32 protein-coding genes are annotated in these 26836 nt (G+C 70.0%); 28 read left to right on the forward strand and 4 right to left on the reverse strand.

What is annotated here, in order from left to right:
* Positions 1 to 4: 4 nt before the first annotated feature.
* The 18 genes from ABT381_RS10080 to truA all read left to right on the forward strand — a co-directional run bounded on the left by ABT381_RS10080 (position 5) and on the right by truA (position 11415).
* A complete protein-coding gene (locus ABT381_RS10080) occupies positions 5 to 190 on the forward strand; it encodes a type Z 30S ribosomal protein S14 (RefSeq protein WP_004571834.1) in 186 nt (61 codons plus the stop codon).
* 240 nt (positions 191 to 430) lie between these two features.
* Positions 431 to 829 (forward strand): 30S ribosomal protein S8, encoded by a 399-nt coding sequence (rpsH, locus tag ABT381_RS10085; RefSeq protein ID WP_351590547.1) that lies wholly within the window; start codon positions 431 to 433, stop codon positions 827 to 829.
* A 22-nt stretch (positions 830 to 851) separates the two neighbouring features.
* Positions 852 to 1391 (forward strand): 50S ribosomal protein L6, encoded by a 540-nt coding sequence (gene rplF, locus ABT381_RS10090; protein WP_351590549.1) that lies wholly within the window; start codon positions 852 to 854, stop codon positions 1389 to 1391.
* A 3-nt stretch (positions 1392 to 1394) separates the two neighbouring features.
* Positions 1395 to 1778 carry a 50S ribosomal protein L18 gene (gene rplR, locus ABT381_RS10095; protein WP_351590552.1) on the forward strand — a complete coding sequence of 128 codons (384 nt, stop codon included), beginning with the start codon at positions 1395 to 1397 and terminating at the stop codon, positions 1776 to 1778.
* 46 nt (positions 1779 to 1824) lie between these two features.
* Entirely contained in the window at positions 1825 to 2430 is a 606-nt protein-coding gene (rpsE, locus tag ABT381_RS10100; protein ID WP_351590555.1) for a 30S ribosomal protein S5, read from the forward strand.
* Positions 2430 to 2609 carry a 50S ribosomal protein L30 gene (gene rpmD / locus ABT381_RS10105; RefSeq protein ID WP_351590557.1) on the forward strand — a complete coding sequence of 60 codons (180 nt, stop codon included), beginning with the start codon at positions 2430 to 2432 and terminating at the stop codon, positions 2607 to 2609. Before rpsE ends, rpmD begins: the two co-directional genes overlap by 1 nt.
* 1 nt (position 2610) lies before the next feature.
* A complete protein-coding gene (gene rplO, locus ABT381_RS10110) occupies positions 2611 to 3066 on the forward strand; it encodes a 50S ribosomal protein L15 (RefSeq protein ID WP_351590560.1) in 456 nt (151 codons plus the stop codon).
* A 283-nt stretch (positions 3067 to 3349) separates the two neighbouring features.
* A complete protein-coding gene (secY, locus tag ABT381_RS10115) occupies positions 3350 to 4663 on the forward strand; it encodes a preprotein translocase subunit SecY (protein ID WP_351590564.1) in 1314 nt (437 codons plus the stop codon).
* Positions 4663 to 5319 carry an adenylate kinase gene (locus ABT381_RS10120; protein WP_351590566.1) on the forward strand — a complete coding sequence of 219 codons (657 nt, stop codon included), beginning with the start codon at positions 4663 to 4665 and terminating at the stop codon, positions 5317 to 5319. The genes secY and ABT381_RS10120 overlap by 1 nt, the downstream gene beginning before the upstream one ends.
* A gap of 160 nt (positions 5320 to 5479) precedes the next feature.
* On the forward strand, positions 5480 to 6319 hold the full coding sequence (gene map, locus ABT381_RS10125; protein ID WP_351590569.1) for a type I methionyl aminopeptidase: 840 nt from the start codon (positions 5480 to 5482) through the stop codon (positions 6317 to 6319).
* Between the two features lie 290 nt (positions 6320 to 6609).
* A complete protein-coding gene (gene infA / locus ABT381_RS10130; protein WP_030262853.1) occupies positions 6610 to 6831 on the forward strand; it encodes a translation initiation factor IF-1 in 222 nt (73 codons plus the stop codon).
* 59 nt (positions 6832 to 6890) lie between these two features.
* On the forward strand, positions 6891 to 7004 hold the full coding sequence (rpmJ, locus tag ABT381_RS10135; RefSeq protein WP_003956441.1) for a 50S ribosomal protein L36: 114 nt from the start codon (positions 6891 to 6893) through the stop codon (positions 7002 to 7004).
* 198 nt (positions 7005 to 7202) lie between these two features.
* Positions 7203 to 7583 carry a 30S ribosomal protein S13 gene (gene rpsM / locus ABT381_RS10140; RefSeq protein ID WP_351590573.1) on the forward strand — a complete coding sequence of 127 codons (381 nt, stop codon included), beginning with the start codon at positions 7203 to 7205 and terminating at the stop codon, positions 7581 to 7583.
* A gap of 63 nt (positions 7584 to 7646) precedes the next feature.
* Positions 7647 to 8051, forward strand: a complete 405-nt coding sequence (gene rpsK, locus ABT381_RS10145; protein ID WP_004571845.1) for a 30S ribosomal protein S11 — start codon at positions 7647 to 7649, stop codon at positions 8049 to 8051.
* A 26-nt stretch (positions 8052 to 8077) separates the two neighbouring features.
* Positions 8078 to 8704, forward strand: a complete 627-nt coding sequence (rpsD, locus tag ABT381_RS10150; protein WP_351590576.1) for a 30S ribosomal protein S4 — start codon at positions 8078 to 8080, stop codon at positions 8702 to 8704.
* Between the two features lie 109 nt (positions 8705 to 8813).
* On the forward strand, positions 8814 to 9836 hold the full coding sequence (locus ABT381_RS10155; RefSeq protein ID WP_003956430.1) for a DNA-directed RNA polymerase subunit alpha: 1023 nt from the start codon (positions 8814 to 8816) through the stop codon (positions 9834 to 9836).
* A 161-nt stretch (positions 9837 to 9997) separates the two neighbouring features.
* Positions 9998 to 10492, forward strand: coding sequence for a 50S ribosomal protein L17 (gene rplQ / locus ABT381_RS10160; protein ID WP_351590579.1), 495 nt, complete (start codon positions 9998 to 10000; stop codon positions 10490 to 10492).
* 71 nt (positions 10493 to 10563) lie between these two features.
* Positions 10564 to 11415: a tRNA pseudouridine(38-40) synthase TruA gene (truA, locus tag ABT381_RS10165; RefSeq protein ID WP_351590582.1), complete on the forward strand. Its 852-nt coding sequence runs from the start codon at positions 10564 to 10566 to the stop codon at positions 11413 to 11415.
* A 42-nt stretch (positions 11416 to 11457) separates the two neighbouring features.
* Here the strand turns inward: truA and ABT381_RS10170 are convergent, their stop codons facing one another.
* Positions 11458 to 12306, reverse strand: coding sequence for a hypothetical protein (locus tag ABT381_RS10170; RefSeq protein ID WP_351590585.1), 849 nt, complete (start codon positions 12304 to 12306; stop codon positions 11458 to 11460).
* Between the two features lie 156 nt (positions 12307 to 12462).
* Between ABT381_RS10170 and ABT381_RS10175 the strand changes: the two genes are divergently transcribed.
* The 5 genes from ABT381_RS10175 to glmM all read left to right on the forward strand — a co-directional run bounded on the left by ABT381_RS10175 (position 12463) and on the right by glmM (position 18105).
* Complete coding sequence (locus tag ABT381_RS10175) at positions 12463 to 14082, forward strand: ABC-F family ATP-binding cassette domain-containing protein (RefSeq protein WP_351590588.1); 1620 nt, start codon at positions 12463 to 12465, stop codon at positions 14080 to 14082.
* A gap of 24 nt (positions 14083 to 14106) precedes the next feature.
* Positions 14107 to 15330: a glycosyltransferase 87 family protein gene (locus tag ABT381_RS10180; RefSeq protein WP_351590591.1), complete on the forward strand. Its 1224-nt coding sequence runs from the start codon at positions 14107 to 14109 to the stop codon at positions 15328 to 15330.
* Between the two features lie 202 nt (positions 15331 to 15532).
* Positions 15533 to 15976 (forward strand): 50S ribosomal protein L13, encoded by a 444-nt coding sequence (rplM, locus tag ABT381_RS10185; RefSeq protein ID WP_030619882.1) that lies wholly within the window; start codon positions 15533 to 15535, stop codon positions 15974 to 15976.
* A 43-nt stretch (positions 15977 to 16019) separates the two neighbouring features.
* Positions 16020 to 16532 (forward strand): 30S ribosomal protein S9, encoded by a 513-nt coding sequence (gene rpsI / locus ABT381_RS10190; RefSeq protein WP_351590596.1) that lies wholly within the window; start codon positions 16020 to 16022, stop codon positions 16530 to 16532.
* Positions 16533 to 16695: 163 nt separating this feature from the next.
* Positions 16696 to 18105 carry a phosphoglucosamine mutase gene (gene glmM / locus ABT381_RS10195; protein WP_351590599.1) on the forward strand — a complete coding sequence of 470 codons (1410 nt, stop codon included), beginning with the start codon at positions 16696 to 16698 and terminating at the stop codon, positions 18103 to 18105.
* 84 nt (positions 18106 to 18189) lie between these two features.
* Here the strand turns inward: glmM and ABT381_RS10200 are convergent, their stop codons facing one another.
* Entirely contained in the window at positions 18190 to 19131 is a 942-nt protein-coding gene (locus tag ABT381_RS10200) for a DUF389 domain-containing protein (RefSeq protein ID WP_351590602.1), read from the reverse strand.
* A gap of 34 nt (positions 19132 to 19165) precedes the next feature.
* A complete protein-coding gene (gene coaA / locus ABT381_RS10205; protein WP_351590605.1) occupies positions 19166 to 20155 on the reverse strand; it encodes a type I pantothenate kinase in 990 nt (329 codons plus the stop codon).
* 189 nt (positions 20156 to 20344) lie between these two features.
* Between coaA and ABT381_RS10210 the strand changes: the two genes are divergently transcribed.
* Genes ABT381_RS10210 through ABT381_RS10220 form a run of 3 tightly spaced genes read left to right on the forward strand, consistent with a single transcriptional unit; the run spans position 20345 to position 22863 of the window.
* Positions 20345 to 20602 carry a hypothetical protein gene (locus ABT381_RS10210; RefSeq protein ID WP_351590608.1) on the forward strand — a complete coding sequence of 86 codons (258 nt, stop codon included), beginning with the start codon at positions 20345 to 20347 and terminating at the stop codon, positions 20600 to 20602.
* Positions 20603 to 20650: 48 nt separating this feature from the next.
* On the forward strand, positions 20651 to 22498 hold the full coding sequence (gene glmS, locus ABT381_RS10215) for a glutamine--fructose-6-phosphate transaminase (isomerizing) (RefSeq protein WP_351590611.1): 1848 nt from the start codon (positions 20651 to 20653) through the stop codon (positions 22496 to 22498).
* Positions 22495 to 22863 (forward strand): holo-ACP synthase, encoded by a 369-nt coding sequence (locus ABT381_RS10220; RefSeq protein ID WP_351590614.1) that lies wholly within the window; start codon positions 22495 to 22497, stop codon positions 22861 to 22863. Before glmS ends, ABT381_RS10220 begins: the two co-directional genes overlap by 4 nt.
* 27 nt (positions 22864 to 22890) lie before the next feature.
* On the opposite strand, the gene ABT381_RS10225 is transcribed toward ABT381_RS10220, so the two are convergent.
* On the reverse strand, positions 22891 to 24312 hold the full coding sequence (locus tag ABT381_RS10225; protein WP_351590617.1) for an NAD(P)H-hydrate dehydratase: 1422 nt from the start codon (positions 24310 to 24312) through the stop codon (positions 22891 to 22893).
* A gap of 187 nt (positions 24313 to 24499) precedes the next feature.
* On the opposite strand from ABT381_RS10225, the gene ABT381_RS10230 reads away from it, so the two are divergent.
* Both ABT381_RS10230 and alr read left to right on the forward strand, forming a co-directional pair.
* On the forward strand, positions 24500 to 25477 hold the full coding sequence (locus ABT381_RS10230) for a L,D-transpeptidase (protein ID WP_351590620.1): 978 nt from the start codon (positions 24500 to 24502) through the stop codon (positions 25475 to 25477).
* A gap of 57 nt (positions 25478 to 25534) precedes the next feature.
* A complete protein-coding gene (gene alr / locus ABT381_RS10235) occupies positions 25535 to 26713 on the forward strand; it encodes an alanine racemase (RefSeq protein ID WP_351590623.1) in 1179 nt (392 codons plus the stop codon).
* Positions 26714 to 26836 lie beyond the last annotated feature (123 nt).

Consider the following 26836-nt stretch of genomic DNA (forward strand, 5'->3'; position numbering starts at 1 on the left):
CGAGATGGCGAAGAAGGCTCTCATCGCGAAGGCTGCTCGCAAGCCCAAGTTCGCTGTGCGCGCGTACACCCGCTGCCAGCGCTGCGGTCGTCCGCACTCCGTCTACCGCAAGTTCGGCCTGTGCCGCGTGTGCCTTCGTGAGATGGCTCACCGTGGCGAGCTGCCGGGCGTGACCAAGAGCTCCTGGTAACCGCCTACTTGGTGGTTACCGGAGGCTCTCGGTAAGCATTCGGATGGCGTGGTGCCCCGCCCTTCATCACCTAGAGTGGAAGGGTTGGGCGCCCGCCGCCCGAGACCGACCGCGGGTTCCGTACCCGCTCAAAGTCGCTTACTACGCCGTAGGTCCCCGTGCCGCACCCGTCCCGCCACTGAGTGGGGAGAGGGATGGCGCATATAGGAAACCCCGGCGAGAGAGGCCGAAGGCCAATTCATGACCATGACTGACCCCATCGCAGACATGCTGACCCGTCTGCGGAACGCGAACTCGGCATACCACGACTCCGTGTCGATGCCGCACAGCAAGATCAAGTCGCACATCGCGGAAATCCTCCAGCAGGAGGGTTACATCACCGGCTGGAAGGTCGAGGACGCCGAGGTCGGCAAGAACCTCGTCCTCGAGCTGAAGTTCGGCCCGAACCGCGAGCGCTCGATCGCCGGCATCAAGCGGATTTCGAAGCCGGGCCTGCGGGTCTACGCAAAGTCCACCAACCTGCCGAAGGTCCTCGGCGGCCTGGGCGTGGCGATCATCTCCACGTCCCACGGTCTCCTGACCGGTCAGCAGGCCAGCAAGAAGGGTGTAGGCGGAGAAGTTCTCGCCTACGTCTGGTAACCAGGGAACGGAGGAATAGCTAATGTCGCGTATTGGCAAGCTGCCCATCCAGGTTCCCGCTGGTGTGGACGTCACCATCGATGGCCGGACGGTCTCCGTGAAGGGCCCCAAGGGTTCCCTTCAGCACACGGTCGCCGCGCCCATCGAGGTCGCCAAGGGTGAGGACGGCGTCATCAACGTCATCCGCCCGAACGACGAGCGTCAGAACAAGGCCCTGCACGGCCTGTCCCGCACGCTGGTGGCGAACATGATCACCGGCGTGACCCAGGGCTACAGCAAGGCGCTCGAGATCAGCGGTGTGGGTTACCGCGTCCAGGCGAAGGGCTCCAACCTGGAGTTCGCCCTGGGCTACAGCCACCCGATCGTGATCGAGGCGCCCGAGGGCATCTCGTTCAAGGTCGAGTCCCCGACCAAGCTCAGCGTCGAGGGCATCGACAAGCAGAAGGTCGGCGAGGTCGCCGCGAACATCCGCAAGCTGCGTAAGCCCGACCCGTACAAGGCCAAGGGCGTCAAGTACGCCGGCGAGGTCATCCGCCGCAAGGTCGGAAAGGCTGGTAAGTAAGCCATGGCATACGGTGTGAAGATCGCTAAGGGCGACGCCTACAAGCGCGCCGCTGCGAAGCGTCGCCACATCCGCATCCGTAAGCGGATTTCGGGTACCCCGGAGCGTCCTCGTCTGGTCGTGACGCGGTCCAACCGTGGCATCACCGCACAGGTCATCGACGACATCAAGGGCCACACCGTGGCCTCTGCGTCGACCCTGGACGCGTCGATCCGTGGTGGCGAGGGCGACAAGAGCGCCCAGGCGAAGAAGGTCGGCGCCCTGGTCGCCGAGCGTGCCAAGGCCGCCGGTGTCGAGGCTGTCGTCTTCGACCGAGGTGGCAAGCAGTACGCCGGGCGGATTGCCGCTCTGGCCGACGCCGCCCGCGAAGCCGGGCTGAAGTTCTGAGCCCCGGTTCCGTAGCTAGCGGACGTAACAGAGAGAGGTAATTCCAATGGCTGGACCCCAGCGCCGCGGTGGCGGCGCCGGTGGCGGCGAGCGGCGGGACCGTAAGGACCGGCGGGACGGCGGCGCAGCTGCCGAAAAGACCGCCTACGTCGAGCGTGTTGTCGCCATCAACCGTGTCGCCAAGGTTGTGAAGGGTGGTCGTCGCTTCAGCTTCACCGCGCTGGTCGTGGTGGGCGACGGTGACGGCACCGTGGGTGTCGGTTACGGCAAGGCCAAGGAGGTGCCGGCCGCCATCGCCAAGGGTGTTGAGGAGGCCAAGAAGCACTTCTTCAAGGTCCCCCGTATCCAGGGCACCATCCCGCACCCCATCACGGGCGAGAAGGCCGCGGGCGTCGTCCTGCTCAAGCCTGCTTCCCCCGGTACCGGTGTGATCGCCGGTGGCCCGGTGCGCGCCGTGCTCGAGTGCGCCGGCATTCACGACGTGCTGAGCAAGTCGCTCGGTTCGTCGAACCCGATCAACATCGTGCACGCCACGGTGACCGCGCTTCGTGGCCTTCAGCGCCCCGAGGAGATCGCGGCCCGTCGTGGCCTGCCGCTGGAGGACGTTGCACCCGCCGCTCTGCTGCGGGCGCGTGCCGGGGTGAGTGCGTAATGACTCAGCTCAAGATCACGCAGAGCAAGTCCGTCATCGGTAGCAAGCAGAACCACCGTGACACGCTCCGTTCGCTCGGTCTCAAGCGCGTGAACGACAGCGTCGTCCGGGAGGCCAGTTCCGTGGTCGTCGGCATGGTGCACACCGTGCGTCACCTCGTGACTGTCGAGGAGGTCTGACATGGCGGAGAACAACCCGCTGAAGGTCCACAACCTCCGTCCTGCCCCGGGTGCCAAGACCGCCAAGACCCGCGTGGGTCGTGGTGAGGCGTCCAAGGGTAAGACCGCTGGTCGTGGTACCAAGGGCACGAAGGCCCGTTACCAGGTTCCGGAGCGCTTCGAGGGTGGCCAGATGCCCCTCCACATGCGTCTCCCGAAGCTGAAGGGCTTCAAGAACCCCGCCCACAAGCAGTTCCAGGTCGTGAACCTGGAGAAGCTGGCCGCGCTCTACCCGCAGGGTGGCGAGGTCACGGTGGCCGATCTGGTCGCCAAGGGCGCGGTGCGCAACAACGAGCTCGTCAAGGTCCTGGGCCAGGGCGAGATCTCCGTGGCGCTGACGGTGACGGTCGACGCCGTTTCCGGCTCCGCCAAGGAGAAGATCGCCGCCGCCGGCGGCAGCGTCACCGAGCTGCTCTGACACCTCTCTGACGCCGCTCCGACGCGAGTGAATCAACTGACCGGGGATGCCCACGAATTGGGGCATCCCCGGTTGGTCGTTCCAAGGGGGGCATGGTCGCCGGTAAGGTGGCGTGCACTATTGCTGTACTTTCGCCGGGGGATGCCGCGTCAGGGTACTGATGTGGCGGACCGCGGAGGATATGCCGCGTGGCCGGGGGCCGCGCGGTTTTCGGCCGCTCAGTATTCGTAGATCCTCAAGACCGTCACCTCTCGCCCACGAGGCGGGGGGCGCAGGAGGCACCGTGCTCACCGCGTTCGCCCGAGCGTTCAAGACGCCCGACCTGCGCAAGAAGCTGCTGTTCACGCTGGGCATCGTGCTGGTCTATCGGCTCGGGGCGCACGTACCGGTTCCTGGAGTGAACTACTCCAACGTCGAGACCTGCATGAAGCAGGCCGGCTCCGGTAGTGGGCTTTTCGGCCTGGTGAACATGTTCAGCGGCGGTGCGCTGCTCAAGATCACACTTTTCGCGCTCGGGATCATGCCGTACATCACGGCGAGCATCATCCTTCAGCTGCTCACCGTGGTGATCCCACGGCTGGAGGCCCTGAAGAAGGAGGGGCAGTCCGGGCAGGCGAAGATCACGCAGTACACCCGGTACCTCACCGTGGCGCTCGCGATCCTGCAGGGCACCGGTCTGGTGGCCACCGCCCGCAGCGGCGCGCTCTTCAGCACCTGCACCCTGCGCAACGAAATCATTCCCGACCCGGCCATCTTCACGACCGTCACGATGGTCATCTGCATGACCGCCGGCACCGGCGTCGTCATGTGGCTGGGTGAGCTCATCACCGACCGCGGCATCGGCAACGGCATGTCGATCCTGATGTTCATCTCGATCGCCTCCGGATTCCCGGGCGCGCTGTGGCAGATCAAGGTGTCCGGCAAGCTCGCCGACGGCTGGATCGAATTCGGCTCCGTGATCGCGATCGGACTCGCGATGATCGCGCTGGTGGTCTTCGTCGAGCAGGCCCAGCGCAGGATCCCCGTGCAGTACGCCAAGCGGATGATCGGTCGTCGTTCGTACGGCGGAACGTCCACCTATATCCCGCTCAAGGTGAATCAGGCAGGTGTGATTCCTGTCATTTTCGCGTCGTCGCTGCTCTACATCCCTGCGCTCATCGCGCAGTTCAGCGGCTCGAAGGCAGGCTGGGCCACGTGGCTTCAGACACACTTCCAGCGCGGAGATGGGCCGGTTTACATCGTTACGTACTTCCTGCTGATCGTGTTTTTCGCCTTCTTCTACGTCGCCATCTCCTTCAACCCCGAAGAAGTTGCCGACAACATGAAGAAGTATGGTGGCTTCATCCCGGGTATCCGGGCTGGTCGCCCGACGGCCGAGTACCTCAGCTACGTGCTCAACCGGATCACGTGGCCGGGCTCGCTGTATCTGGGTCTGATCGCGCTGGTGCCGACAGTGGCGTTGGTGCTTTTCAACGCGAACCAGAACTTCCCCTTCGGCGGGACGAGCATCCTGATCATCGTGGGTGTGGGTCTGGAGACCGTGAAGCAGATCGAGAGCCAGCTTCAGCAGCGTAACTACGAAGGGTTCCTCCGCTGATGCGAATCGTCCTCGTCGGTCCTCCTGGGGCAGGCAAGGGTACGCAGGCTGCGTACCTCGCCGAGAACCTCGCCATCCCGCACATCTCCACGGGTGACCTGTTCCGCGCCAATATCAGCCAGGGCACCGACCTCGGCAAGCAGGCGAAGGCGTTCATGGACGCTGGGAACCTGGTGCCGGACGAGGTCACGATCGGCATGGCCAAGGACCGCATGGAGCAGTCCGACGCCACCGGCGGCTTCCTGCTGGACGGCTTCCCGCGGAACCTGGCGCAGGCCGAGGCGCTGGACGGCATCCTCAAGGACGCGGACCAGACGCTGGACGCGGTGCTGGACCTGGAGGTCCCGGAGGACGAGGTCGTCAAGCGCATCTCCGGCCGGCGGATGTGCCGCAAGGACGGCAAGCACATCTTCCACGTCGAGTACAGCCCCTCGAAGACGCCCGGCGTGTGCGACATCTGCGGCGGCGAGCTGTACCAGCGCGAGGACGACCGTGAGGACACGGTGCGCAAGCGGCTGGAGGTCTACCACACGGAGACCGAGCCGATCATCGACTACTACAAGGCGCAGGACCTCGTGGTGACCATCCCGGCCCTCGGGAAGGTCGAAGAGGTCACGCAGCGCGCGATGGCGGCCCTGGAGCGCCAGGCCGCGTAACCGCGGGAGCACTCTCCGAGACGGCCGCGGCGCCCTGATGGGCGCCGCGGCCGAATCACGTCCGGGTACCGTGGTAACGGCAACCGTTAATCGAGGAACCACGACGGCGATCGGCCACCTCCGCGAGAGCGGCGGCGGTTCAGCCGCAAAGGAAGGGCCAATGGTGGAGATCAAGACCCCGGAGCAGATCGCGAAGATGCGCGAGGCGGGGCTGGTCGTCGCCGCGATCCACGCCGCCACCCGTGAGGTGGCGGTGCCCGGTGCCTCCACCAAGGACCTGGACGACGCCGCGCGCAAGGTGCTGGCCGAGCACGGCGCGAAGTCGAACTTCCTCGGGTACGGCGGCTTCCCCGCGACGATCTGCACGTCGGTGAACGACGTGGTCGTGCACGGCATCCCCTCCGCTGACACCGTCCTGCAGGACGGCGACATCATCTCCATCGACTGCGGCGCGATCGTCGACGGCTGGCACGGCGACGCCGCGTACACGGCCTTCGTGGGCTCCGGTCACTCCGCTGAGCTGGTCGAGCTCAGCCGGGTGACCGAGGAGTCGATGTGGGCCGGCATCGCCGCGGTCCGCAAGGGCAACCGCCTGGTGGACATCTCCAAGGCGATCGAGGGCTACATCAAGCGCCAGCCGCGCCCGGCCTCCTCCAGCAAGTACGGCATCGTCGAGGACTACGGCGGCCACGGCATCGGATCGCAGATGCACATGGACCCGCACCTGCTGAACTACGTCGACCGCAAGCGCGGCCGCGGCCCGAAGCTGGTCCCCGGCTTCTGCATCGCCATCGAGCCGATGGTCAACCTCGGCACCGCCAAGACCCACGTCCTCGAGGACGACTGGACCGTGAAGTCCAACGATGGCGGCTGGTCCTCGCACTGGGAGCACTCGGTCGCGCTGACCGAGGAGGGGCCCCTGGTGCTGACGGCGCCCGACGGCGGCAAGGCGAAGCTCGCCGAGTACGGCATCGAAACGGCTCCCGATCCGCTGGCGTGAACGAGGAGCCGTCGGTCGGAGGCCGGCGCAGCCGCTCGAAGCCCGTGAGGCGCCCCAGGCGCCGAGCCCGCGAGAGCGGCATCAAGAGGGGGGCCGGCATCGAAACCGCTCCCGATCCTCTGGCGTAACGATCTACGTGGCTGGGCAATAATCGTGGATTCGTCTTTTCGAGTGCGCTGACGTAGACTGACGCGTCGGATCTCGTGCATCCGTATGCCTGCGTCCCCGGATGCGGGAATCGGGTGAATCGCACGAGAGCTGATCAAGGTAGCCGATTCGAAGGGCGAAGCGTGGCCAAGAAGCAAGGTGCCATCGAAATCGAGGGCACCGTGATCGAGTCCCTCCCGAACGCGATGTTCAAGGTGGAGCTTCAGAACGGTCACCAGGTCCTCGCGCACATCAGCGGCAAGATGCGGATGCACTACATCCGTATCCTCCCGGATGACCGGGTCGTGGTGGAGCTGTCTCCGTACGACCTGACGCGTGGGCGGATCGTCTACCGCTACAAGTAGATCTTGCCGCTGCCCCGCTCCCGTGGGGCGTACGGCACTGACCCGGAGAACCTCACCCCATGAAGGTCAAGCCGAGCGTCAAGAAGATCTGCGACAAGTGCAAGGTGATCCGCCGCCACGGCCGGGTCATGGTCATCTGCGACAACCTGCGCCACAAGCAGCGCCAGGGCTGACGCACGACCTGCACTTCCCGCAGTTCTTCGCGCGACGCGAGCACACGTACATACGCAGAGCCCGTCGAGCCGTAATGGCTGACGACACCTCCGGCGGGGGCCGGGGACCCAGGACGTACCACTGCCTTTCACGCAAGAGCGGTCGGCGGCCGGGAGCGGCTCTGTGGCAGACCCCCGAAACAACACAGGAGCCATTCGATGGCACGCGTTTCAGGTGTTGACATCCCGCGCGAAAAGCGCGTGGAGGTTGCCCTCACCTACGTCTTCGGCATTGGCCGCACGCTGGCGAAGCAGACCCTCGCCGCTGCCAATGTCGACCCGAACACCCGCGTTCGTGACCTTCCCGAAGAGGACCTGGTCAAGATCCGCGAGTACGTGGACGCGAATCTCCAGACCGAGGGTGACCTCCGTCGCGAGATTCAGGCCGACATCCGCCGCAAGGTCGAGATCGGCTGCTACCAGGGCCTGCGCCACCGTCGTGGCCTGCCCGTCCACGGTCAGCGCACCAGCACGAACGCTCGTACCCGTAAGGGCCCGCGTCGCGCGATCGCCGGCAAGAAGAAGCCGGGCAAGAAGTAGTCCTCAGCGGACGCTTATCAGCGGTCTTCGCTGTAGGACCGACCACCTCCACGGGAGTAATGAATGCCTCCGAAGGGCCGTACGGCCGGCGCCAAGAAGGTGCGCCGCAAGGAGAAGAAGAACGTTGCCCACGGGCACGCTCACATCAAGAGCACGTTCAACAACACGATCGTTTCGATCACCGACCCCACCGGCAACGTGATTTCCTGGGCTTCGGCCGGTCACGTGGGCTTCAAGGGTTCGCGTAAGTCGACTCCGTTCGCCGCGCAGATGGCCGCCGAGTCGGCCGCCCGCCGCGCGCAGGAGCACGGCATGCGCAAGGTCGACGTTTTCGTCAAGGGTCCCGGCTCCGGCCGTGAGACCGCGATCCGCTCCCTCCAGGCCACCGGCCTCGAGGTCGGCTCGATCCAGGACGTCACCCCGACCCCCCACAACGGCTGCCGCCCGCCCAAGCGCCGCCGCGTCTGACCAGCTGAAGTAGGAGACACAAGAATATGGCGCGTTACACCGGGGCCGACTGCAAGCGTTGCCGTCGGGAGAAGCAGAAGCTCTTCCTCAAGGGGAGCAAGTGCGAGAGCGCGAAGTGCCCGATCGAGATCCGTCCTTACCCCCCGGGTGAGCACGGTCGCGGGCGCACCAAGGACAGCGAGTACCTGCTGCAGCTGCGCGAGAAGCAGAAGTGCAGCCGTATCTACGGTGTCCTTGAGAAGCAGTTCCTCGGGTACTACAAGGAGGCGAACCAGAAGTCCGGCAAGACCGGTGAGAACCTTCTGCGCATCCTTGAGTCCCGTCTGGACAACGTGGTCTACCGTGCGGGCTTCGCGAAGTCCCGCGACCACGCCCGTCAGCTGGTCCGCCACGGCCACATCACCGTGAACGGCCGCAAGACCGACATCCCGTCGGCCCGCGTCGCCGCGAACGACATCATCGAGGTCCGCGAGAAGTCTCGCACCATGACCCCCTTCCAGGTGGCTCAGGCCGAGGCCGGCGACCGGACCGTCCCGGCTTGGCTGGAGGCGGTCCCCTCGAAGCTGCGCGTCCTCGTGCACTCGCTGCCCGAGCGCCAGGTGATCGACACCCAGGTGCAGGAGCAGCTGATCGTTGAGCTCTACTCCAAGTAAGTAGGGCTTGCGGTCGCGGGCGGTACGGCACTTTTGGGCCGTACCGCCCGTACCCTTGTAGTACAGCGGGCGTCAAATAGCGGGCGTCCACGACTGAAGGATCAAAAACATGCTGATCGCTCAGCGTCCCTCGTTGACCGAAGAGGTCGTCGACGAGTACCGCTCCCGGTTCGTGATCGAGCCGCTGGAGCCGGGCTTCGGTTACACCCTCGGCAACTCTCTGCGTCGTACGCTCCTCTCCTCGATCCCCGGTGCCGCGGTCACCAGCATCCGGATCGACGGTGTCCTGCACGAGTTCACCACCGTGCCGGGCGTCAAGGAGGACGTCACCGACCTCATCCTGAACATCAAGCAGCTGGTCGTCTCCTCGGAGCACGACGAGCCGGTCGTGATGTACCTGCGCAAGCAGGGCCCCGGCCTGGTCACCGCCGCGGACATCGCCCCGCCGGCCGGTGTCGAGGTGCACAACCCCGACCTGGTCCTCGCCACGCTGAACGGCAAGGGCAAGCTGGAGATGGAGCTGACCGTCGAGCGCGGTCGCGGCTACGTCTCCGCCGTGCAGAACAAGCAGGTGGGCCAGGAGATCGGCCGTATCCCGGTCGACTCCATCTACAGCCCCGTGCTCAAGGTCACGTACAAGGTCGAGGCGACCCGTGTCGAGCAGCGCACCGACTTCGACAAGCTGATCGTCGACGTCGAGACCAAGCAGGCCATGCGCCCGCGTGACGCCATGGCGTCCGCCGGTAAGACCCTGGTCGAGCTGTTCGGTCTGGCGCGCGAGCTCAACATCGACGCCGAGGGCATCGACATGGGCCCGTCCCCCACGGACGCCGCCCTGGCCGCCGACCTGGCGCTGCCGATCGAGGAGCTGGAGCTCACCGTTCGGTCGTACAACTGCCTCAAGCGCGAGGGCATCCACTCCGTGGGTGAGCTCGTCGCCCGCTCCGAGGCCGACCTGCTCGACATCCGCAACTTCGGTGCGAAGTCGATCGACGAGGTCAAGGCGAAGCTGGCCGGCATGGGCCTGGCGCTGAAGGACTCGCCTCCCGGCTTCGACCCGACCGCCGCGGCTGACGCCTTTGGCGCCGATGATGACGCGGATGCGGGTTTCGTCGAGACCGAGCAGTACTGAGAGCTCGGGCCTGATGGTCTGATTTTGCTGCGGATCGGCTGTGCCTGGTCGCGCAGTTCCCCGCGCCCCTTACGGGGCGCGGGTCTCCGACGGGCGACCGCCCGCTCGGATACTGACCCCGGTACCTGATACGGCTGGGGCAGACACAGAGGAGAAACACCATGCCGCGTCCCGCCAAGGGTGCCCGTCTGGGCGGCAGCGCCGCGCACGAGCGTCTGCTGCTCGCGAACCTCGCGAAGTCGCTGTTCGAGCACGGCCGCATCACCACGACCGAGGCCAAGGCCCGCCGCCTGCGCCCCGTCGCGGAGAAGCTGATCACCAAGGCGAAGAAGGGCGACATCCACAACCGTCGCCTGGTGCTGGCCACGATCACGGACAAGAGCATCGTGCACACGCTGTTCACCGAGATCGCGCCGCGCTACGCCGAGCGTCCGGGTGGCTACACCCGTATCACCAAGATCGGCAACCGTCGTGGCGACAACGCCCCGATGGCCGTCATCGAGCTGGTCGAGGGCGAGATCGCCAAGAAGGCCACCGTCGACGAGGCCGAGGCCGCGACCAAGCGCGCGGTGAAGGAGGCCGACCAGGCCGCCAAGGCCGAGGAGACCAAGGACGAGGCCGCCGAGGCCCCGGCCGAGGAGTCCAAGGACGCCTGAGCCTGATCAAGGCCGTTGAACGGGCCCGCTCCCCTCGGGGGGCGGGCCCTTTCGCTTGAGAGGATGGTCGCGTGAGCGATGAGGTGGAGCCCGGGTACGTGCGGGTGCGGCTGGACCTTTCCTATGACGGGAAGGACTTCTCCGGCTGGGCCAAGCAGCGGGAGCGGCGGACGGTCCAGCAGGAGATCGAGGACGCGCTGCGGACCGTGACGCGGGCGCAGGAGACGTACGAGCTGACCGTGGCGGGGCGGACGGACGCGGGCGTGCACGCGCGCGGCCAGGTGGCCCACGTCGACCTGCCGCAGGAGCTGTGGGCCGAGCACGGCGACAAGCTGCGGCGGCGGCTCGCCGGGCGGCTGCCGAAGGACGTACGGATCTGGCGGGTGGCCGAGGCCCCGGCCGGGTTCAACGCCCGGTTCTCGGCGATCTGGCGCCGGTACGCGTACCGGGTCACCGACCACCCCGGCGGCGTCGACCCGCTGCTGCGCGGGCACGTGCTGTGGCACGACTGGGACCTGGACGTGGCGGCGATGAACGAGGCGTCGCAGCCGCTGCTGGGGGAGCACGACTTCGCGGCGTACTGCAAGCGGCGCGAGGGCGCGACGACCATTCGTACGCTCCAGAAGCTGAGCTGGGAGCGGGACGCGGACGGGATCGTCACGGCGACCGTGAAGGCGGACGCGTTCTGCCACAACATGGTGCGGTCGCTGGTGGGCGCGCTGCTGTTCGTGGGCGACGGGCACCGGCCCGTGGAGTGGCCGGGCAAGGTGCTCGCGGCGGGCGTGCGGGACTCGGCGGTGCACGTCGTACGGCCGCACGGGCTGACGCTGGAGGAGGTCGGCTACCCGGCCGACGAGCTGCTTGCGGCCCGCAACAAGGAAGCGCGGAACAAGCGGACGCTGCCGGGCGCGGGCTGCTGCTGAGCCCGGGGGGGGCGGGGCCGCGGGCCCCGCCCCGTCAGTACCTCAGTCCTTGAGCTGCTTCTTCGCCGCCGCGTCGGCCTGGTCGCGGCCGCGCTGCATGATCCGGTTCCAGGCGTACGCGGCGCCGTCCCGGCTCGCCTGCAGGGCCTGGGTCTCGCTGCCGACGACGGCCTTGCCGTTGAGGTAGCCGGCGATCGTGAAGTACGCGTACCGGCCGGCCGCGTTCGCCGACGTCCGGCAGGCGGTGGCCTGGCAGAACGGGGCGACCTTGCCGCCGGAGAGCGCGGCGAGGTTGTTCTTGTACTCGTTCTTGACCGCGGTCGCCGCGGCCTTCGTGTCGAAGCGGGCGATGCCGACCGTGACCGCGACACCCTCCCGGGAGAAGGTGGCGCGCAGCAGCTTCTCGCAGCCGTGCTTCTCCAGGACCGGGCCGAGGCCGCCCTGCGCGACGCTCGTGCAGCTGCCGGTGGAGCCGGTCGTGGCCTTCGGGTAGACGCGGCCGCCGGCCGTCAGCTGCTTCTCGGGGAAGAGCGAGGCGGTGGTGAGCGGCGCGGTGTCCTTCCCGGCGTCGGTGATGTAGTCCATCGGGTCCGGCGGCGGGGGGACGGTGACGTCGGAGAAGGTCGGCTTGGGATCGGCCGGCTCGTCGGGGAGCTTCTGGGGCGAGGGCAGGGCGTTCGGCTTGTTGCTGCCGCCATTACTGGTGATCACGGCGGTGGCGACGATGCCGGCCACCGCGAGGGTGGCCAGGACGCCGCCGCCGATCATCAGCAGCCGCTTGCGCTTCCCGCGTGACTCACTCTCCTCCGCCAGCGCGGCCCAGTCCGGTGTGGACGGAGCGGACGGACCCGAACCCCCGGGGCCGTACGGCCCCCCTTGCCCAAAGCTCATGGCGCGCATCCTAATGCGCACAGGTCACAGACGGACCTTCGCGGGCGGGTGAGCGGCGGCCTACGGGGGAGTACGGGCGGTGGCCTCCGGAGCGCACGGACGGTCGCCGGGGAAACCCGTTTGTTCCGCGTGGTGTCAGGGGCCGACAATCCCCGCATGGGACATGTGGAAGCCGGACACCTGGAGTACTACCTGCCCGATGGGCGGGTCCTGCTGGGCGATGTGTCCTTTCGGGTGGGGGAAGGCGCCACGGTCGCGCTGGTCGGGGCGAACGGCGCGGGCAAGACGACGCTGCTGAAGCTGATCGCGGGGGAGCTGCAGCCGCACGGCGGCGCGGTGACGGTCAGCGGCGGGCTCGGAGTGATGCCGCAGTTCGTGGGCTCGGTGCGGGACGACCGGACGGTGCGGGACCTGCTGGTGTCGGTGTCCCAGCCGCGGCTGCGGGCGGCGGCGAAGGCCGTGGACGACGCGGAGCACGCGGTGATGACGGTCGACGACGAGGCCGCGCAGATGGCGTACGCGCAGGCGCTCAGCGACTGGGCCGAGGCGCGCGGCTACGAGGCCGAGACGGTCTGGGACATGTGCACGATGGCCGCGCTCGGCGTCCCGTACGAGAAGGCGCAGTGGCGGCAGGTGCGCACGCTCTCCGGCGGTGAGCAGAAGCGCCTGGTCCTGGAGTCGCTGCTGCGCGGCACGGACGAGGTGCTGCTGCTGGACGAGCCGGACAACTATCTGGACGTCCCCGGCAAGCGCTGGCTGGAGGAGCGGCTGCGCGAGACCAAGAAGACGGTCCTGTTCGTGAGCCACGACCGCGAGCTGCTGGCCCGCTCCGCCGAGAAGATCGTCAGCGTGGAGCCGGGGCCCGCTGGCTCGGACGTGTGGGTGCACGGCGGCGGCTTCGGCACGTACCACGAGGCGCGCAAGGAGCGGTTCGCGCGCTTCGAGGAGCTGCGCAGGCGCTGGGACGAGAAGCACGACCAGTTGAAGAAGCTGGTACGCAATCTGCGCCAGGCCGCGGAGAACAGCCACGAGCTGGCCTCGCGCTACCACGCGGCCCAGACCAGGCTCCGCAAGTTCGAGGAGGCCGGGCCGCCGCCGGAGCCGCCGCGCGAGCAGGACATCACGATGCGGCTGCACGGCGGCCGGACCGGCGTACGCGCGGTGACCTGCGAGAACCTGGAGCTCACGGGCCTGATGAAGCCCTTCTCCCTGGAGATCTTCTACGGCGAGCGGGTCGCGGTCCTCGGCTCCAACGGCTCCGGCAAGTCCCACTTCCTGCGGCTCCTGGCGGGCGAGGACGTCGCGCACACGGGCGCGTGGAAGCTGGGCGCCCGCGTGGTCCCGGGCCACTTCGCCCAGACCCATGCCCACCCGGAGCTGGAGGGCCGCACCCTCCTGGACATCCTGTGGCAGGAGCACGCCAGGGACCGCGGCAAGGCGATGAGCGCCCTGCGCCGGTACGAGCTCAGCGGCCAGGCCGAGCAGCGCTTCGACCGCCTCTCCGGCGGCCAGCAGGCCCGCTTCCAGATCCTCCTGCTGGAGCTGGGCGGCACCACCGCGCTGCTCCTCGACGAGCCGACCGACAACCTCGACCTGGAGTCGGCGGAGGCGCTGCAGGAGGGGCTGGAGGCGTACGAGGGGACGGTGCTGGCGGTGACGCACGACCGGTGGTTCGCGCGGTCCTTCGACCGGTATCTGGTCTTCGGCTCCGATGGTCGGGTGCGGGAGACGTCCGAGCCGGTGTGGGATGAGCGTCGTGTCGAGCGGGAGCGGTAGCGCGGCGGCTTCTAGCCTGGCCGCATGGTGGCGGACGTAGCGGATGCAGCGGGCGAAAAGGGGCGGTCGTCGCACGCGGTGTGGCTGCTGCGGCCCGCTTCCTGGCCGCTGCGGGCGGTGGCCGCCGGGCTGATGGCCGTCGTGGTCTGGGCGACCGTGCGGCGTGGTGGTCACCTGGGGATGGACAACGCCTTCGCCGTGCGGGCCGCGCGTGCCCTGCTGGACGGCGGGGCGCCGTATGCCGACAAGCGGTTCCTCTATCTGCCGGGGGCGGTCCTCGCGGCCGTTCCCGAGGCGCTGCTGCCCGGGGCCTGGCTGGTGTGGCTGGTGCCGGCGGCCGGTGTCGGGCTCGTCCTGGTGGGCTGGTGGCTGAGCCTGCGGATCTTCGGGGTCGCGGCGGGCAGCAGGCTCGCGGCGCTGGCGGTGGCCGCGCTGCCGTTCTTCCAGCCGTTCCGCAACCTCGTCACGCTCGGGAACTGGACGCTGGCCTCCGTGGTGGCATTTCCCCTGGCGCTGCTGCTGGCCCGCCGGGAGCGCTGGACGGCGGCCGGCGCGGTCATCGGGACGGCGCTGGCGGTCAAGCCGATGCTGGTGCCCGTACTGCTGTTGTTCGTGTTCGCGCGGCGGTGGCGGGCGCTGGCCGCGGCGATCGGAGTGCCCCTCCTGGTGTCCCTCCTCGCCGCGCTCGTGATGCCGCGGCCCGGGATGTTCCTCACCCGTACGCTGCCGTTCCTGCTGCGGGGGCAGGACGTCTTCGCGCGGCCGTACGACGCCTCGCTCGGCGCGGTCCTGGCCCGCCTCGGCCTGCCGGACCCGGTGGCCTACGGGGTGGCCGTGCTCGCGGCGGCGGCCGGGGTGGCCTGCGCCCACCTGCGCTGGCGGCGCGCGGACGCGGGGCCGCTGCGGCTCGTCGAGACGGCCGCGATGCTGCTGCTCGCCGCCTTCCTCGTCTCCCGCCCGTCGTTCGACCACTACCTGCTGGTCGTGCTCGGCCCGCTGCTGGCGTCCGTCGCCGTGCCGGGCGCCGCGCCCCGTACCGTGTGGTTCTGGATCGCCCTCGTACCGCAGGTCTCCGGCCTCGACTGGCCGTACCTGGAGGACATCAGGCGGCGGGCCTTCAAGGACGCGGCGATGCTGTGGACGCTGACCGCCGTGCTGGCGTGCGTCTGCCTGGGCCGCGGGGGCGGCCGGCCGGGCCGCCGGGGCGGCGACGGCGGGGATCGCACCCCCGTACGGGACGCGTTTTGACCCGCCTGGGGGAGGCCCGGTATTCTGCCTGTTTGTTATGCGTATTGGCTTGCTCTATCTCACGTGAGGGGCCCTTACGCCGGTCCACCGGGCCGATCACCGACGGCAGGCAATGGGTTGCGTCACCCGGAGCCGCCCGTGTCGGCATATCGACCATGGTGGCCAGTACAGGTCCCAATCACTTAGAAGCGAAGGCTAAAACGTGCGTACGTTCAGCCCCAAGCCCGGCGATGTCCAGCGCCAGTGGCACATCATTGACGCGCAGGACGTTGTCCTGGGCCGTCTGGCATCTCAGGCCGCGTCCCTCCTGCGGGGCAAGCACAAGCCGGTCTACGCCCCTCACGTCGACACCGGTGACTTCGTCATCATCATCAACGCCGACAAGGTGCACCTGTCCGGCAACAAGCGCTCGCAGAAGATGGCGTACCGCCACTCCGGCTTCCCGGGTGGTCTGCGTTCGGTCCGTTACGACGAGCTGCTCGACAAGAACCCCGAGAAGGCCGTCGAGAAGGCCATCAAGGGCATGCTCCCGAAGAACACCCTGGGCCGCCAGATGCTCTCGAAGCTGAAGGTCTACGCGGGCGCCGAGCACCCGCACGCTGCTCAGCAGCCGGTCCCGTTCGAGATCACCCAGGTCGCGCAGTAAGTCCGGCCACACCCCCTAAGACGAAGAGAATCTGAGGAGCATCGTGGCTGAGACCACCGCCGAGACCCCGCTCGAAGAGGCCGAGGTCGAGCAGTACACCAGCGAGTCCGAGGCGCCGCTGGAGGGTGAGTACACCTCCGAGTCGCTCGCCTCCCGCTTCGGCGACCCCCAGCCGGCCGCCGGCCTGGGCCGCCGCAAGAACGCCATCGCCCGCGTCCGGATCGTCCCGGGCACCGGCCAGTGGAAGATCAACGGCCGCACCCTCGAGGGCTACTTCCCGAACAAGGTGCACCAGCAGGAAGTCAACGAGCCCTTCAAGGTGCTCGAGCTCGACAACCGCTACGACGTTGTCGCCCGCATCTCCGGTGGCGGCATCTCCGGCCAGGCCGGCGCGCTGCGCCTGGGCGTGGCCCGTGCGCTGAACGAGGCGGACGTGGAGAACAACCGTGGCCCGCTGAAGAAGGCCGGCTTCCTGAGCCGCGACGACCGTGCGGTCGAGCGCAAGAAGTCGGGTCTGAAGAAGGCCCGTAAGGCGCCGCAGTACAGCAAGCGCTAATCACGCTCGCTGCCTCGTGTGCAGCATTCGCGCTTCGCGCGCAGCTTGGCGAACGCCCCGGGGGCACTTTCCGTGCCGCCGGGGCGTTCGGCTATCCGGGACCAGATAGGCGTATACCTGGACGTAACGGTCTGGTCCAAGCTCATGAACTCGGAGGACACCAGTGGGACGACTCTTCGGCACGGACGGGGTGCGCGGCGTCGCCAATGCGGATCTGACGGCAGAGCTCGCGCTCGGGCTGTCGGTCGCTGCGGCGCATGTGCTGAGGGAGAAGCCGGGGCGAAGCCCCGTCCAGCTGGGGCAGCGGTCGGGTGACGGGCGGGACGGCACCGTCGAAGAGCACCGGCCGGTGGCCGTGGTCGGGCGCGATCCGCGGGCCTCGGGGGAGTTCCTGGAGTCCGCCGTGGTGGCGGGGCTGGCCAGCGCGGGCGTCGACGTGCTGCGGGTGGGCGTGCTGCCGACCCCGGCGGTGGCGTACCTCACCGGCGCGCTCGGCGCGGACCTGGGCGTGATGCTCTCCGCGAGCCACAACCCGATGCCCGACAACGGCATCAAGTTCTTCGCGCGCGGCGGGCACAAGCTCGCCGACGAGCTGGAGGACCGGATCGAGAGCATGTACCGCGGGCACGCCGCCGGTGAGCCGTGGGACCGGCCGACCGGCGCGGGCGTGGGCCGGGTCAAGGACTACGCCGAGGGCTTCGACAACTACGTCGCGCACCTGGTCGGCGTGTTGCCGAACCGGCTGGACGGCCTGAAGGTCGTCATCGACGGGGCGCACGGCGCGGCGGCCCGGGTCTCCCCGGAGGCGTTCGCGCGGGCCGGCGCCGAGGTCGTCACGATCGGCACCGACCCCGACGGCCTGAACATCAACGACGGCTGCGGCTCCACCCACCTGGACAAGCTGCGCGCCGCGGTCGTCGAGCACGGCGCCGACCTGGGTGTCGCGCACGACGGTGACGCGGACCGCTGCCTGGCCGTGGACGCGGCCGGCGACGAGGTCGACGGCGACCAGATCCTCGCCGTCCTCGCGCTGGGCATGCGGGACGCGGGCACGCTGCGGCAGAACACCGTGGTCGCCACGGTCATGTCCAACCTGGGCTTCAAGCTGGCGCTGGAGCGCGAGGGCATCGAGCTGGTGCGCACCGCGGTGGGCGACCGGTACGTCCTGGAGGAGATGAAGGCGCAGGGCTTCGCGCTGGGCGGCGAGCAGTCCGGGCACGTCATCGTGCTGGACCACGCCACGACCGGCGACGGCACGCTGACCGGCCTGATGCTGGCGGCGCGGGTGGCGGCGACGGGCCGCTCGCTGGCCGAGCTGGCGGGCGTCATGAAGCGGCTGCCGCAGGTCCTCATCAACGTCCCCGACGTGGACAAGTCCCGGGTGGCCACCTCCGCCGAGCTGTCGGCCGCGGTGACCGACGCGGAGCGCGAGCTGGGCGAGACCGGCCGGGTACTGCTGCGCTCCTCCGGTACGGAGCCGCTGGTCCGCGTCATGGTGGAGGCGGCCGACCTGGAGCAGGCGCGAGCCGTGGCGGGGCGGCTGGCCGACGTGGTGAAGTCGGCGCTGGGCTGACGAGCAGCCGACTTTCCGGCGCCGCACGGGTGGACGGACGTCCGTTGCATCCCTGCGGCGCCGTTGCGCCTGCGGCGGGCGTCCTCAAACGCCGGACGGGCTGGATTTGCGCTGCCTGGCCCAGAGAGCCTTCTGCACGAGCAGTGTCAGCGTGCCCGCGAGGACGATGCCCGCCAGGTTCACCAGCAGCTGCTTGCTGGAGCCCCAGGTCTGGCCGTAGTCGCCGTAGAGGAAGGCGAGTGCGGCGTTCGCCGCCGCCGGTACGGTCGTCACCGAGATCGCGACGCCCACCAGCGCGCCCGACTTCGCCGAGGTCAGGGAGAGCGTCCCGGCGATGCCGGCCAGGAACGCCACCACGAAGGACATCGGGTCCGGCTGCCAGATGAAGGCCGTGTTGGGGCGGTCGGCCTCGACCTGCGTCTTGGTGAACAGCCCCATCGCGTCCATCAGCCAGCTGAAGCCCACGGTCACCACCATCGCGACCGCGAAGCCCACCAGCAGCGCGGCCAGCGAGCGCCACACGAGCCGCGGGGCGCGCTGGACCAGGGCCGTGCAGATCCCGGCGAGCGGGCCGAACTCCGGCCCGACCGCCATCGCGCCCACGATGAGTACCGCGTTGTCCAGCGCCACACCGCACGCCGCGATCATCGTCGCCAGCGCCAGGAACGCGATGTAGGTGACGGTCAGCGTCGATTCCTCGTGCGTGGCATCGCTCAGCTGTTCCCACAGGACCGCGTCCGCGCCCTCGCCCGGCGCGTCCTCCTCGGCCTGGACGGCCCGCTTGGACAGCGACAGGTCGATGTCCTCGACCGCGATCGACCCGCACTCGTCGATGCCGCGCTCGCGCAGCGCCCGCAGTACTTCGTCACCGGCCTCCCGGGCCACGTCGCAGGTGATGACGTCGCCGGCCGGATTGCGGGCGGCCCCGGCCAGTACGACCAGGTGGGTGGTGCCGACCGTGCGTTCCAGGAGGTCGGTCACCTCGTCCGTACGGTCGGCCGGGACGATCAGGCGCAGGTGCAGCACGGTGGCATTCCTCGGGGAGCGGCAGAGTGTGGCGTCAGAGTTTGCGCAGCGACAGCCGCTGCACCTTGTGGTCGGGTCCCTTGCGCAGCACGAGGTTCGCGCGCCCGCGGGTGGGGGCCACATTCTGCTGCAGATTGGGCTTGTTGATGGTGCGCCAGTTCATCCGGGCGTACTCCAGTGCCTCTTCCTCCGAGACCTGGGCGTACTTGCGGAAGTACGAGAACGGGTTCTGGAAGGCGGTCTGGCGCAGCTTGCGGAACCGGCCGAGGTACCACTGCTCGATGTCCTCGGTGCGGGCGTCCACGTACACCGAGAAGTCGAAGAAGTCGGCGAGGCCGAGCCGGGTGCGGCCGTCCTTGCCGGGCAGCGCGGGCTGCAGCACGTTGAGGCCCTCGACGATGAGGATGTCGGGGCGGTGCACGGTCAGCCGCTCGCCGGGGACGATGTCGTAGATCAGGTGTGAGTACACCGGCGCGCTGACCTCGGCCTTGCCCGACTTCACGTCCGCGACGAAGCGGGTCAGGGCGCGCCGGTCGTAGGACTCGGGGAAGCCCTTACGGGACATCAGGCCGCGCCGGTGCAGCTCGGCGTTGGGCAGCAGGAAGCCGTCGGTGGTCACCAGCTCCACCCGCGGGTGGTCGGGCCAGCGGGCCAGCAGCGCCTGGAGGAGGCGGGCCGTGGTCGACTTGCCGACCGCGACGCTGCCCGCCACGCCGATCACGAACGGCGTGCCCTCCTGGGCGCCGTGCCCCTCCCGGTCGCCGAGGAAGGTGTTCAGGGCGCCGCGGAGGCTGCTGGTGGCGCCGAAGTAGAGGTTCAGCAGCCGGGAGAGCGGCAGGTAGACGTCGCGCACCTCGTCCAGGTCGATGACGTCGCCCAGGCCGCGCAGCCGCTCGACCTCTTCGGCGGTGAGCGGGAGCGGGGTCTTCTCGCGCAGGGCGCTCCACTCCCCGCGGGTCATGTCGACGTACGGCGTGGCGTCGGCGCGGCGGCGTTGCTGCGGCTGCTCTGTCGTCATGGGCACGCCGCCCATTGTCCGCAGCCGTCCGCCGCCGCTCATCCCGGGGTGGTCCTGCGGGGCAACCCGGGAGGGTTCCCGGTCGTCTAACCGGGTGGCCGAATACTGAATGTCTATACCAATCGGGTATTCATCGGTAGCGTCCGGCCCCGGGGGAACGCGTCACTTCCGACCGCGAGGAAATGGGGGGTGGGCATGGGGACACGCCTGCTCGAATACGTACGGCAGCGCAGGAGAATTCCGGCCCAGAGGGAGTACGCGGGGCCGGTTCCGGGGGAGTCGGCGAGCCTCGTCCAGAGCGAACTCCTCGCCGAACTGCCCGACGAGGACCTGGGCGAGGACCTGACGGACTGCCTGCTGCTGTACGAGATGGGCAGCAAGCCGCGCTGCGAGGAGGTGGAATTCCTCGAACTGGTGCAGGAAGCCATCGACCGGATCGAGAGCGGGCATTGACCCGTATGGGACCCGGGTATTGATCTCCGCGCGCCGTAGGCTGCCTTCATGTGCGGAATTGTGGGATACGTGGGCGGGCAGTCGGCCCTTGACGTCGTACTGGCCGGACTGAAGCGGCTGGAGTACCGCGGCTACGACTCGGCGGGGATCGCGGTGCTGGCCGACGGCGGCCTGGCGGCGGCGAAGAAGGCCGGCAAGCTCGCCAACCTGGAGAAGGAACTGGCGGCGCGCCCGCTGCCGGCCGGCAGTACGGGCATCGGGCACACCCGGTGGGCCACGCACGGCGGCCCCACGGACGCCAACGCCCATCCGCACCTGGACAACTCCGGGCGGGTCTCGGTCGTGCACAACGGCATCATCGAGAACTTCGCCGCGCTGCGCGCCGAACTGACCGACCGCGGCCACGAGCTGGCCTCCGAGACGGACACCGAGGTGGTCGCGCACCTGCTGGCCGAGTCCTTCTCCTCCTGCGGCGACCTCGCCGAATCGATGCGGCAGGTCTGCCGCCGGCTGGAGGGCGCCTTCACGCTCGTGGCGGTGCACGCCGACGCGCCGGACGTGGTGGTGGGCGCGCGCCGGAACTCCCCGCTGGTCGTCGGCCTCGGCGACGACGAGGCGTTCCTCGCCTCCGACGTGGCCGCCTTCATCGCGCACACCCGGGAGGCCGTCGAGCTGGGCCAGGACCAGGTGGTCGCGGTGCGCCGGGACGGCGTGCAGGTCACCGACTTCGAGGGCCGCCCGGCCGAGGTGCGCCCGTACCACGTGGACTGGGACGCCTCGGCCGCCGAGAAGGGCGGCTACGACTACTTCATGCTCAAGGAGATCGCCGAGCAGCCGAAGGCCGTCGCGGACACCCTCCTCGGGCGGATCGGCGCGGACGGGCGGCTGTCGCTGGACGAGGTGCGCATCCCGGACGCGGTGCTGCGCGAGGCCGAGAAGGTCGTCATCGTGGCGTGCGGTACGGCGTTCCACGCCGGGCTGATCGCCAAGTACGCCATCGAGCACTGGACGCGCATCCCGTGCGAGGTGGAGCTGGCGAGCGAGTTCCGCTACCGCGACCCGATCCTGGACCACCGCACGCTCGTCGTCGCCATCTCGCAGTCCGGCGAGACCATGGACACCCTGATGGCGCTGCGGCACGCCCGCGAGCAGGGCGCGAAGGTCCTCGCCATCTGCAACACCAACGGCTCGACCATCCCGCGCGAGTCCGACGCGGTGCTCTACACGCACGCCGGGCCCGAGGTCGCCGTCGCCTCCACGAAGGCGTTCCTGACCCAGCTGGTCGCCTGCTACCTGGTCGCGCTGTACCTGGGCCAGGTGCGCGGCACGAAGTGGGGCGACGAGATCCAGGCCGTGGTGAAGGAGCTGGCCGAGATCGGCACCCAGGTGGAGGAAGTGCTGGGCACGATGGAGCCGGTACGGGAGCTGGCCCGCGGCCTCGCCGGCAAGAACACCGTGCTCTTCCTCGGGCGCCACGTGGGCCACCCGGTGGCCCTGGAGGGCGCGCTGAAGCTCAAGGAGCTGGCGTACATGCACGCCGAGGGGTTCGCGGCCGGCGAGCTGAAGCACGGGCCGATCGCGCTGATCGAGGAGGACCTGCCGGTGGTGGTGATCGTGCCGTCGCCGCGCGGGCGCTCCGTGCTGCACGACAAGATCGTCTCGAACATCCAGGAGATCAGGGCCCGCGGCGCCCGCACCATCGTGATCGCCGAGGAGGGCGACGAGGCGGTCGTGCCGTACGCCGACCACCTCGTACGCATCCCCGTGACGCCCACCCTGCTGCAGCCGCTGGTGGCCACCGTGCCGCTGCAGGTCTTCGCCTGCGAGCTGGCCACAGCGCGCGGCAACGAGGTCGACCAGCCGCGCAACCTCGCCAAGTCGGTGACCGTCGAATGATCATCGGGGTCGGCATCGACGTCGCCGAGATCGACCGGTTCGCCGCCGCGCTGGAGCGCACGCCCCAGATGCTGGACCGGCTCTTCGTCGACAGCGAGCGGTACCTGCCCGGCGGCGAGCCGCGCGGGGTCGCCTCCCTCGCGGCCCGGTTCGCCGCGAAGGAGGCGCTGGCCAAGGCGCTGGGCGCGCCGCGCGGCCTGCACTGGACGGACGCCGAGGTGTACGTCGAGGAGAGCGGCCAGCCCCGGCTGCGGGTGTGGGGCACGGTGGCCGCGGCCGCGGCGGAGCGCGGGGTCCGCTCGTGGCACGTCTCGCTCAGCCATGACGCGGGGGTGGCTTCGGCGGTGGTGATCGCGGAGGGGTGAGTAACCCCTCCGCCCCTGGGGGCGCGCCTAGGCGGTCACCGACAGCCACGTCCCCGGCAGGGCCTCGGCCACGTCGCACGCGGTCAGTGGCGTACCCGCATTCGCCGCCTGACGCGCCGCCAGCCCATGGAGATACGCGCCCGCCGATGCCGCGTCCCGCGGCGCGAGGCCCGTGGCCAGCAGCGAACCGGCCAGCCCCGAGAGCACGTCACCGCTGCCCGCCGTGGCCAGCCAGCCGGTGCCCGTGGGATTGACGCGTACGGTGGCCGTCTCCGGATCGGCGACCAGCGTCGACGAGCCCTTGAGCAGCACCGTCGCGCCGTACCGGGAAGCCAGCTCCCGTACGGCGTGCAGCCGGGCCGACTCCACCTCCTCGCGCGCCACGCCCAGCAGGGCCGCGGCCTCGCCGGCGTGCGGGGTGAGCAGCGTCGGCGCCGTACGGGCGCGCAGCCGCTCCGGGTCCAGGTAACGCAGCCCGTCCGCGTCGACCAGTACCGGCACGTCGGAGTCCAGTACGTCCGCCATCGCCGCCTCGTTGTCGCCCAGGCCGGGGCCGATCACCCACGCCTGCACGCGGCCCGCCTTCGAGGGCGGCCCGGCGTGCACCAGCGTCTCCGGGTGCGCGGCGATCACCGCGTCGCCGCCGGGGCCCACGTACCGGACCGCGCCCGCGCCGCCGCGCAGCGCTCCCGATACCGCGAGTACCGCGGCGCCCGGATAGCGCGCCGAGCCCGCCACCACGCCGACCACGCCGCGCCGGTACTTGTCGCTGTCCGCCGCCGGGACGGGCAGCAGCGCCGCCACGTCGGCGTGCTGGAGCGCCGCCACGTCCGCCTCGCCCGGCAGGTCCAGGCCGATCTCCACCAGCCGCAGCGCGCCCACGTACTCGCGCGCCGGGTCGATCAGCAGCCCCGGCTTGTACGCGCCGAACGTCACCGTCGCGTCCGCGCGGACGGCGGCCCCGGCCACCTCCCCGGTGTCCGCGTTCACCCCGCTCGGCAGGTCCACCGCCAGGACGGTACGGGCGCGTGCCGCCTCGGCCAGCTCCGCCGCCTCGGGCCGCAGCCCGCCCGTGCCGCCGATGCCCACGATGCCGTCCACGACGAGGTCGGCGCGGCCGATGTCGGCCCGCGCATCGGCCGACACCCGGCCGCCCGCGGCACGGAGGGCCGCCAGACCGCCCTGGTGCGCCCGCTCCGGGGCCAGCAGCACCGCGCGCACCCCGGCGCCCCGGCGGGCCAGCCGGGCGCCCGCGTACAGGGCGTCGCCGCCGTTGTCGCCGCTGCCCACCAGCAGCACCACCCGGGACCCGTACACCCGCCCCAGGAGGTCCGCGCAGGCCACCGCGAGGCCCGCCGCTGCCCGCTGCATCAGGGCGCCGTCCGGCAGCCGCGCCATCAGGTCCCGCTCCGCCGCCCGCACCTTCTCCACGCTGTAAGCAGTCCTCATGCCCCCCAGTCTCACCCTGTGGGCGCGGCGCCGCCGCATCCGGTTGTGCCGTGCCCCGCCTCGCCCGGTTGTGCGGCGGTGCCGCGCGCCAGGGGCACCGTCCGCCCGGCCGAAGAATCCGACCCACCAGGGCGAACCTGGCCGCGCCCGGGTGGCAGGGCGCCGCCCGCGCGGGACAGATGAACGTATGAACCGCTATCTCGCGGGCCTGCTGGCCGCGGCCACCGGCACCGCCACGCTGCTGACGCTCGCCGCCGCTCCCGGGACCGCCGTCGACGGCCCGGCGCCTCCGGGCCCGCAACGCCCCGCGCCGGTCGCCGAGACCGACCTCGTACCGGGCGTCCCCGACACGCCCGGGGGCGGGCCGCCGCAGGACACGCCCGACCAGGCGCAGCCGCCGGACATGACGGCGCGCGCCGAGGAGGACCCGCCCCCCGGCCGCGCGCCGGACGCCGGGGGCGACGCCCTGGTGGAGTACGTACCGCCCGCCGAGGTGATCCAGCGCGCCCCGGGCGGCGCGGTGGCGCCCGCCGCGGCCCCCGCGGCACCGCAGGCGTGCTCGACCTCCACCGGCCCGTACCAGCGCCAGGTGGAGCGCTACCTGAAGCTCAAGGTGGACGGCAAGCAGTCACCGGCGGACTGCAAGGTCATCCGCGCCTTCCAGGAGAAGAACAACATCACCCCGGCCAACGGCTTCACCGGCCCGGTGACCGGGGGCGTCGTCCGGCTCGCCGAGGCGAAGGCCGACCCGAACGCCGACAAGCGCTGCCCCGTGCCGCGGATGCGCAAGAAGGGCGAGCACTGGGCGCCGCGCGTGGCCTGCGTCGACCTGACCCGCCAGCTCATGTGGGTACAGAACCACGACAAGGTCATCTTCGGCCCGGCGCCCGTCCGCACCGGCCGCAAGGGCTACCCGACCCGCACCGGCACGCACCACGTCTACTGGAAGCACCGCGACCACTTCTCCACGATCTACCACTCGCCCATGCCGTTCAGTCAGTTCTTCGACGGCGGTCAGGCATTCCACGGCATCACGGCCAACATCTACAGCCCGCCCGGCTCGTACGGCTGCGTGAACCTGCGGCAGCGGCACGCGGAGAAGCTGTGGAACACGCTCAGGAAGGACGACAGCGTCTTCGTATGGGGCAAGAAACCGGGCACATGACGCCCCCAAGAGGCGGTCGACAGCTGCTCCGGGGCGGGGCCTGAGACACTGAAGGCGATGACTGAGAGAGCAACGCGCGCCCGGGCCGCCATCGACCTCACCGCCCTGAGGTCGAATGTGCGTGCCCTCAAGGCGCGTGCTTCAGGTGCGCAGCTGATGGCCGTGGTGAAGTCCGACGGCTACGGCCACGGCGCGCTGCAGTGCGCCGCGGCGGCCCGCGAGGCCGGCGCCGAATGGCTGGGCACCGCGCTCCCCGAGGAGGCGTTCCAGCTGCGCGAGGCGGGCGACACCGGCCGCCTCATGGCGTGGCTGTGGACGCCGGGCGGCCCGTGGCGGAAGGCCGTCATGCTGGACATCGACGTGTCCGTGAGCGGCATGTGGGCGCTGCACGAGGTCTCCCATGCCGCGCACGCCACCGGCCGTACCGCCCGGGTCCAGCTCAAGATCGACACGGGTCTGGGGCGCAACGGCTGCCAGCCGGCCGAATGGGCCGAGCTCACCGCGGCCGCCCGCGAGGCCGAGCGGGACGGCCTGATCAAGGTCACCGGCGTCTGGTCGCACTTCGCGTGCGCCGACGAGCCCGGCCACCCCTCGATCGCCGCCCAGCTCGCCGTCTTCCGCGACGCGCTCGCGACGGCGGCGGCGGCCGGCCTTTCGCCCGAGGTCCGGCACATCTGCAACACCCCGGGCCTGCTCACGCTCCCCGACGCGCACTTCGACCTGGTACGCGCCGGCATCGGCATCTACGGCATCTCGCCGAGCCCCGAGGTCGGCACGCCGGCGGACTTCGGGCTGCGGCCGGTCATGACGCTCTCCGCCTCGCTGGCGTCGGTCAAGCACGTGCCGGGCGGCCACGGCGTCTCGTACGGCCACCACTACACGACGCCCGGCGACACCACCCTCGCGCTGGTCCCGCTGGGCTACGCCGACGGCGTCCCGCGGCACGCCTCCGGCGTCGGCCCGGTGCTGGTCGCCGGGAAGTGGCGGACGATCGCAGGCCGGGTCGCGATGGACCAGTTCGTGGTCGACCTGGGCGGGGAATCAGCCACGGTGGGGGACGAGGCGGTGCTCTTCGGGCCGGGCGACCGGGGCGAGCCGACGGCCGAGGACTGGGCGCAGGCCACGGGAACCATCGCGTACGAGATCGTCACGCGCATCGGAAGCCGGGTGCCACGCGTCTATGTCTCCGGGCACGGAAATGTCCCTGAGCACGACAGAACGGGGGACGGGACATGAGTGAGGGCACACCGGGCGTACCGGACGTGGCCGGGACCGCGGCGGTGGCCGCGGAGACCGACTACGGCGGCGACACCTGCCGCGGCATCAACAGCAAGCTGATCCGCTTCCTGCGCAACCACC

The organism is Streptomyces sp. NPDC000151, assembly GCF_040301705.1.
GTDB lineage: Bacteria > Actinomycetota > Actinomycetes > Streptomycetales > Streptomycetaceae > Streptomyces.

Bases quoted from the DNA above. Each gene is read 5' to 3' on its own strand.
- ABT381_RS10080 (WP_004571834.1), top strand. From the start codon at position 5: ATGGCGAAGAAGGCTCTCATCGCGAAGGCTGCTCGCAAGCCCAAGTTC.
- rpsH (WP_351590547.1), top strand. From the start codon at position 431: ATGACCATGACTGACCCCATCGCAGACATGCTGACCCGTCTGCGGAAC.
- rplF (WP_351590549.1), top strand. From the start codon at position 852: ATGTCGCGTATTGGCAAGCTGCCCATCCAGGTTCCCGCTGGTGTGGAC.
- rplR (WP_351590552.1), top strand. From the start codon at position 1,395: ATGGCATACGGTGTGAAGATCGCTAAGGGCGACGCCTACAAGCGCGCC.
- rpsE (WP_351590555.1), top strand. From the start codon at position 1,825: ATGGCTGGACCCCAGCGCCGCGGTGGCGGCGCCGGTGGCGGCGAGCGG.
- rpmD (WP_351590557.1), top strand. From the start codon at position 2,430: ATGACTCAGCTCAAGATCACGCAGAGCAAGTCCGTCATCGGTAGCAAG.
- rplO (WP_351590560.1), top strand. From the start codon at position 2,611: ATGGCGGAGAACAACCCGCTGAAGGTCCACAACCTCCGTCCTGCCCCG.
- ABT381_RS10120 (WP_351590566.1), top strand. From the start codon at position 4,663: ATGCGAATCGTCCTCGTCGGTCCTCCTGGGGCAGGCAAGGGTACGCAG.
- map (WP_351590569.1), top strand. From the start codon at position 5,480: ATGGTGGAGATCAAGACCCCGGAGCAGATCGCGAAGATGCGCGAGGCG.
- rpmJ (WP_003956441.1), top strand. From the start codon at position 6,891: ATGAAGGTCAAGCCGAGCGTCAAGAAGATCTGCGACAAGTGCAAGGTG.
- rpsM (WP_351590573.1), top strand. From the start codon at position 7,203: ATGGCACGCGTTTCAGGTGTTGACATCCCGCGCGAAAAGCGCGTGGAG.
- rpsK (WP_004571845.1), top strand. From the start codon at position 7,647: ATGCCTCCGAAGGGCCGTACGGCCGGCGCCAAGAAGGTGCGCCGCAAG.
- rpsD (WP_351590576.1), top strand. From the start codon at position 8,078: ATGGCGCGTTACACCGGGGCCGACTGCAAGCGTTGCCGTCGGGAGAAG.
- ABT381_RS10155 (WP_003956430.1), top strand. From the start codon at position 8,814: ATGCTGATCGCTCAGCGTCCCTCGTTGACCGAAGAGGTCGTCGACGAG.
- rplQ (WP_351590579.1), top strand. From the start codon at position 9,998: ATGCCGCGTCCCGCCAAGGGTGCCCGTCTGGGCGGCAGCGCCGCGCAC.
- ABT381_RS10170 (WP_351590585.1), bottom strand. From the start codon at position 12,306: ATGAGCTTTGGGCAAGGGGGGCCGTACGGCCCCGGGGGTTCGGGTCCG.
- ABT381_RS10175 (WP_351590588.1), top strand. From the start codon at position 12,463: ATGGGACATGTGGAAGCCGGACACCTGGAGTACTACCTGCCCGATGGG.
- ABT381_RS10180 (WP_351590591.1), top strand. From the start codon at position 14,107: ATGGTGGCGGACGTAGCGGATGCAGCGGGCGAAAAGGGGCGGTCGTCG.
- ABT381_RS10210 (WP_351590608.1), top strand. From the start codon at position 20,345: ATGGGGACACGCCTGCTCGAATACGTACGGCAGCGCAGGAGAATTCCG.
- glmS (WP_351590611.1), top strand. From the start codon at position 20,651: ATGTGCGGAATTGTGGGATACGTGGGCGGGCAGTCGGCCCTTGACGTC.
- ABT381_RS10220 (WP_351590614.1), top strand. From the start codon at position 22,495: ATGATCATCGGGGTCGGCATCGACGTCGCCGAGATCGACCGGTTCGCC.
- ABT381_RS10225 (WP_351590617.1), bottom strand. From the start codon at position 24,312: ATGAGGACTGCTTACAGCGTGGAGAAGGTGCGGGCGGCGGAGCGGGAC.
- ABT381_RS10230 (WP_351590620.1), top strand. From the start codon at position 24,500: ATGAACCGCTATCTCGCGGGCCTGCTGGCCGCGGCCACCGGCACCGCC.
- alr (WP_351590623.1), top strand. From the start codon at position 25,535: ATGACTGAGAGAGCAACGCGCGCCCGGGCCGCCATCGACCTCACCGCC.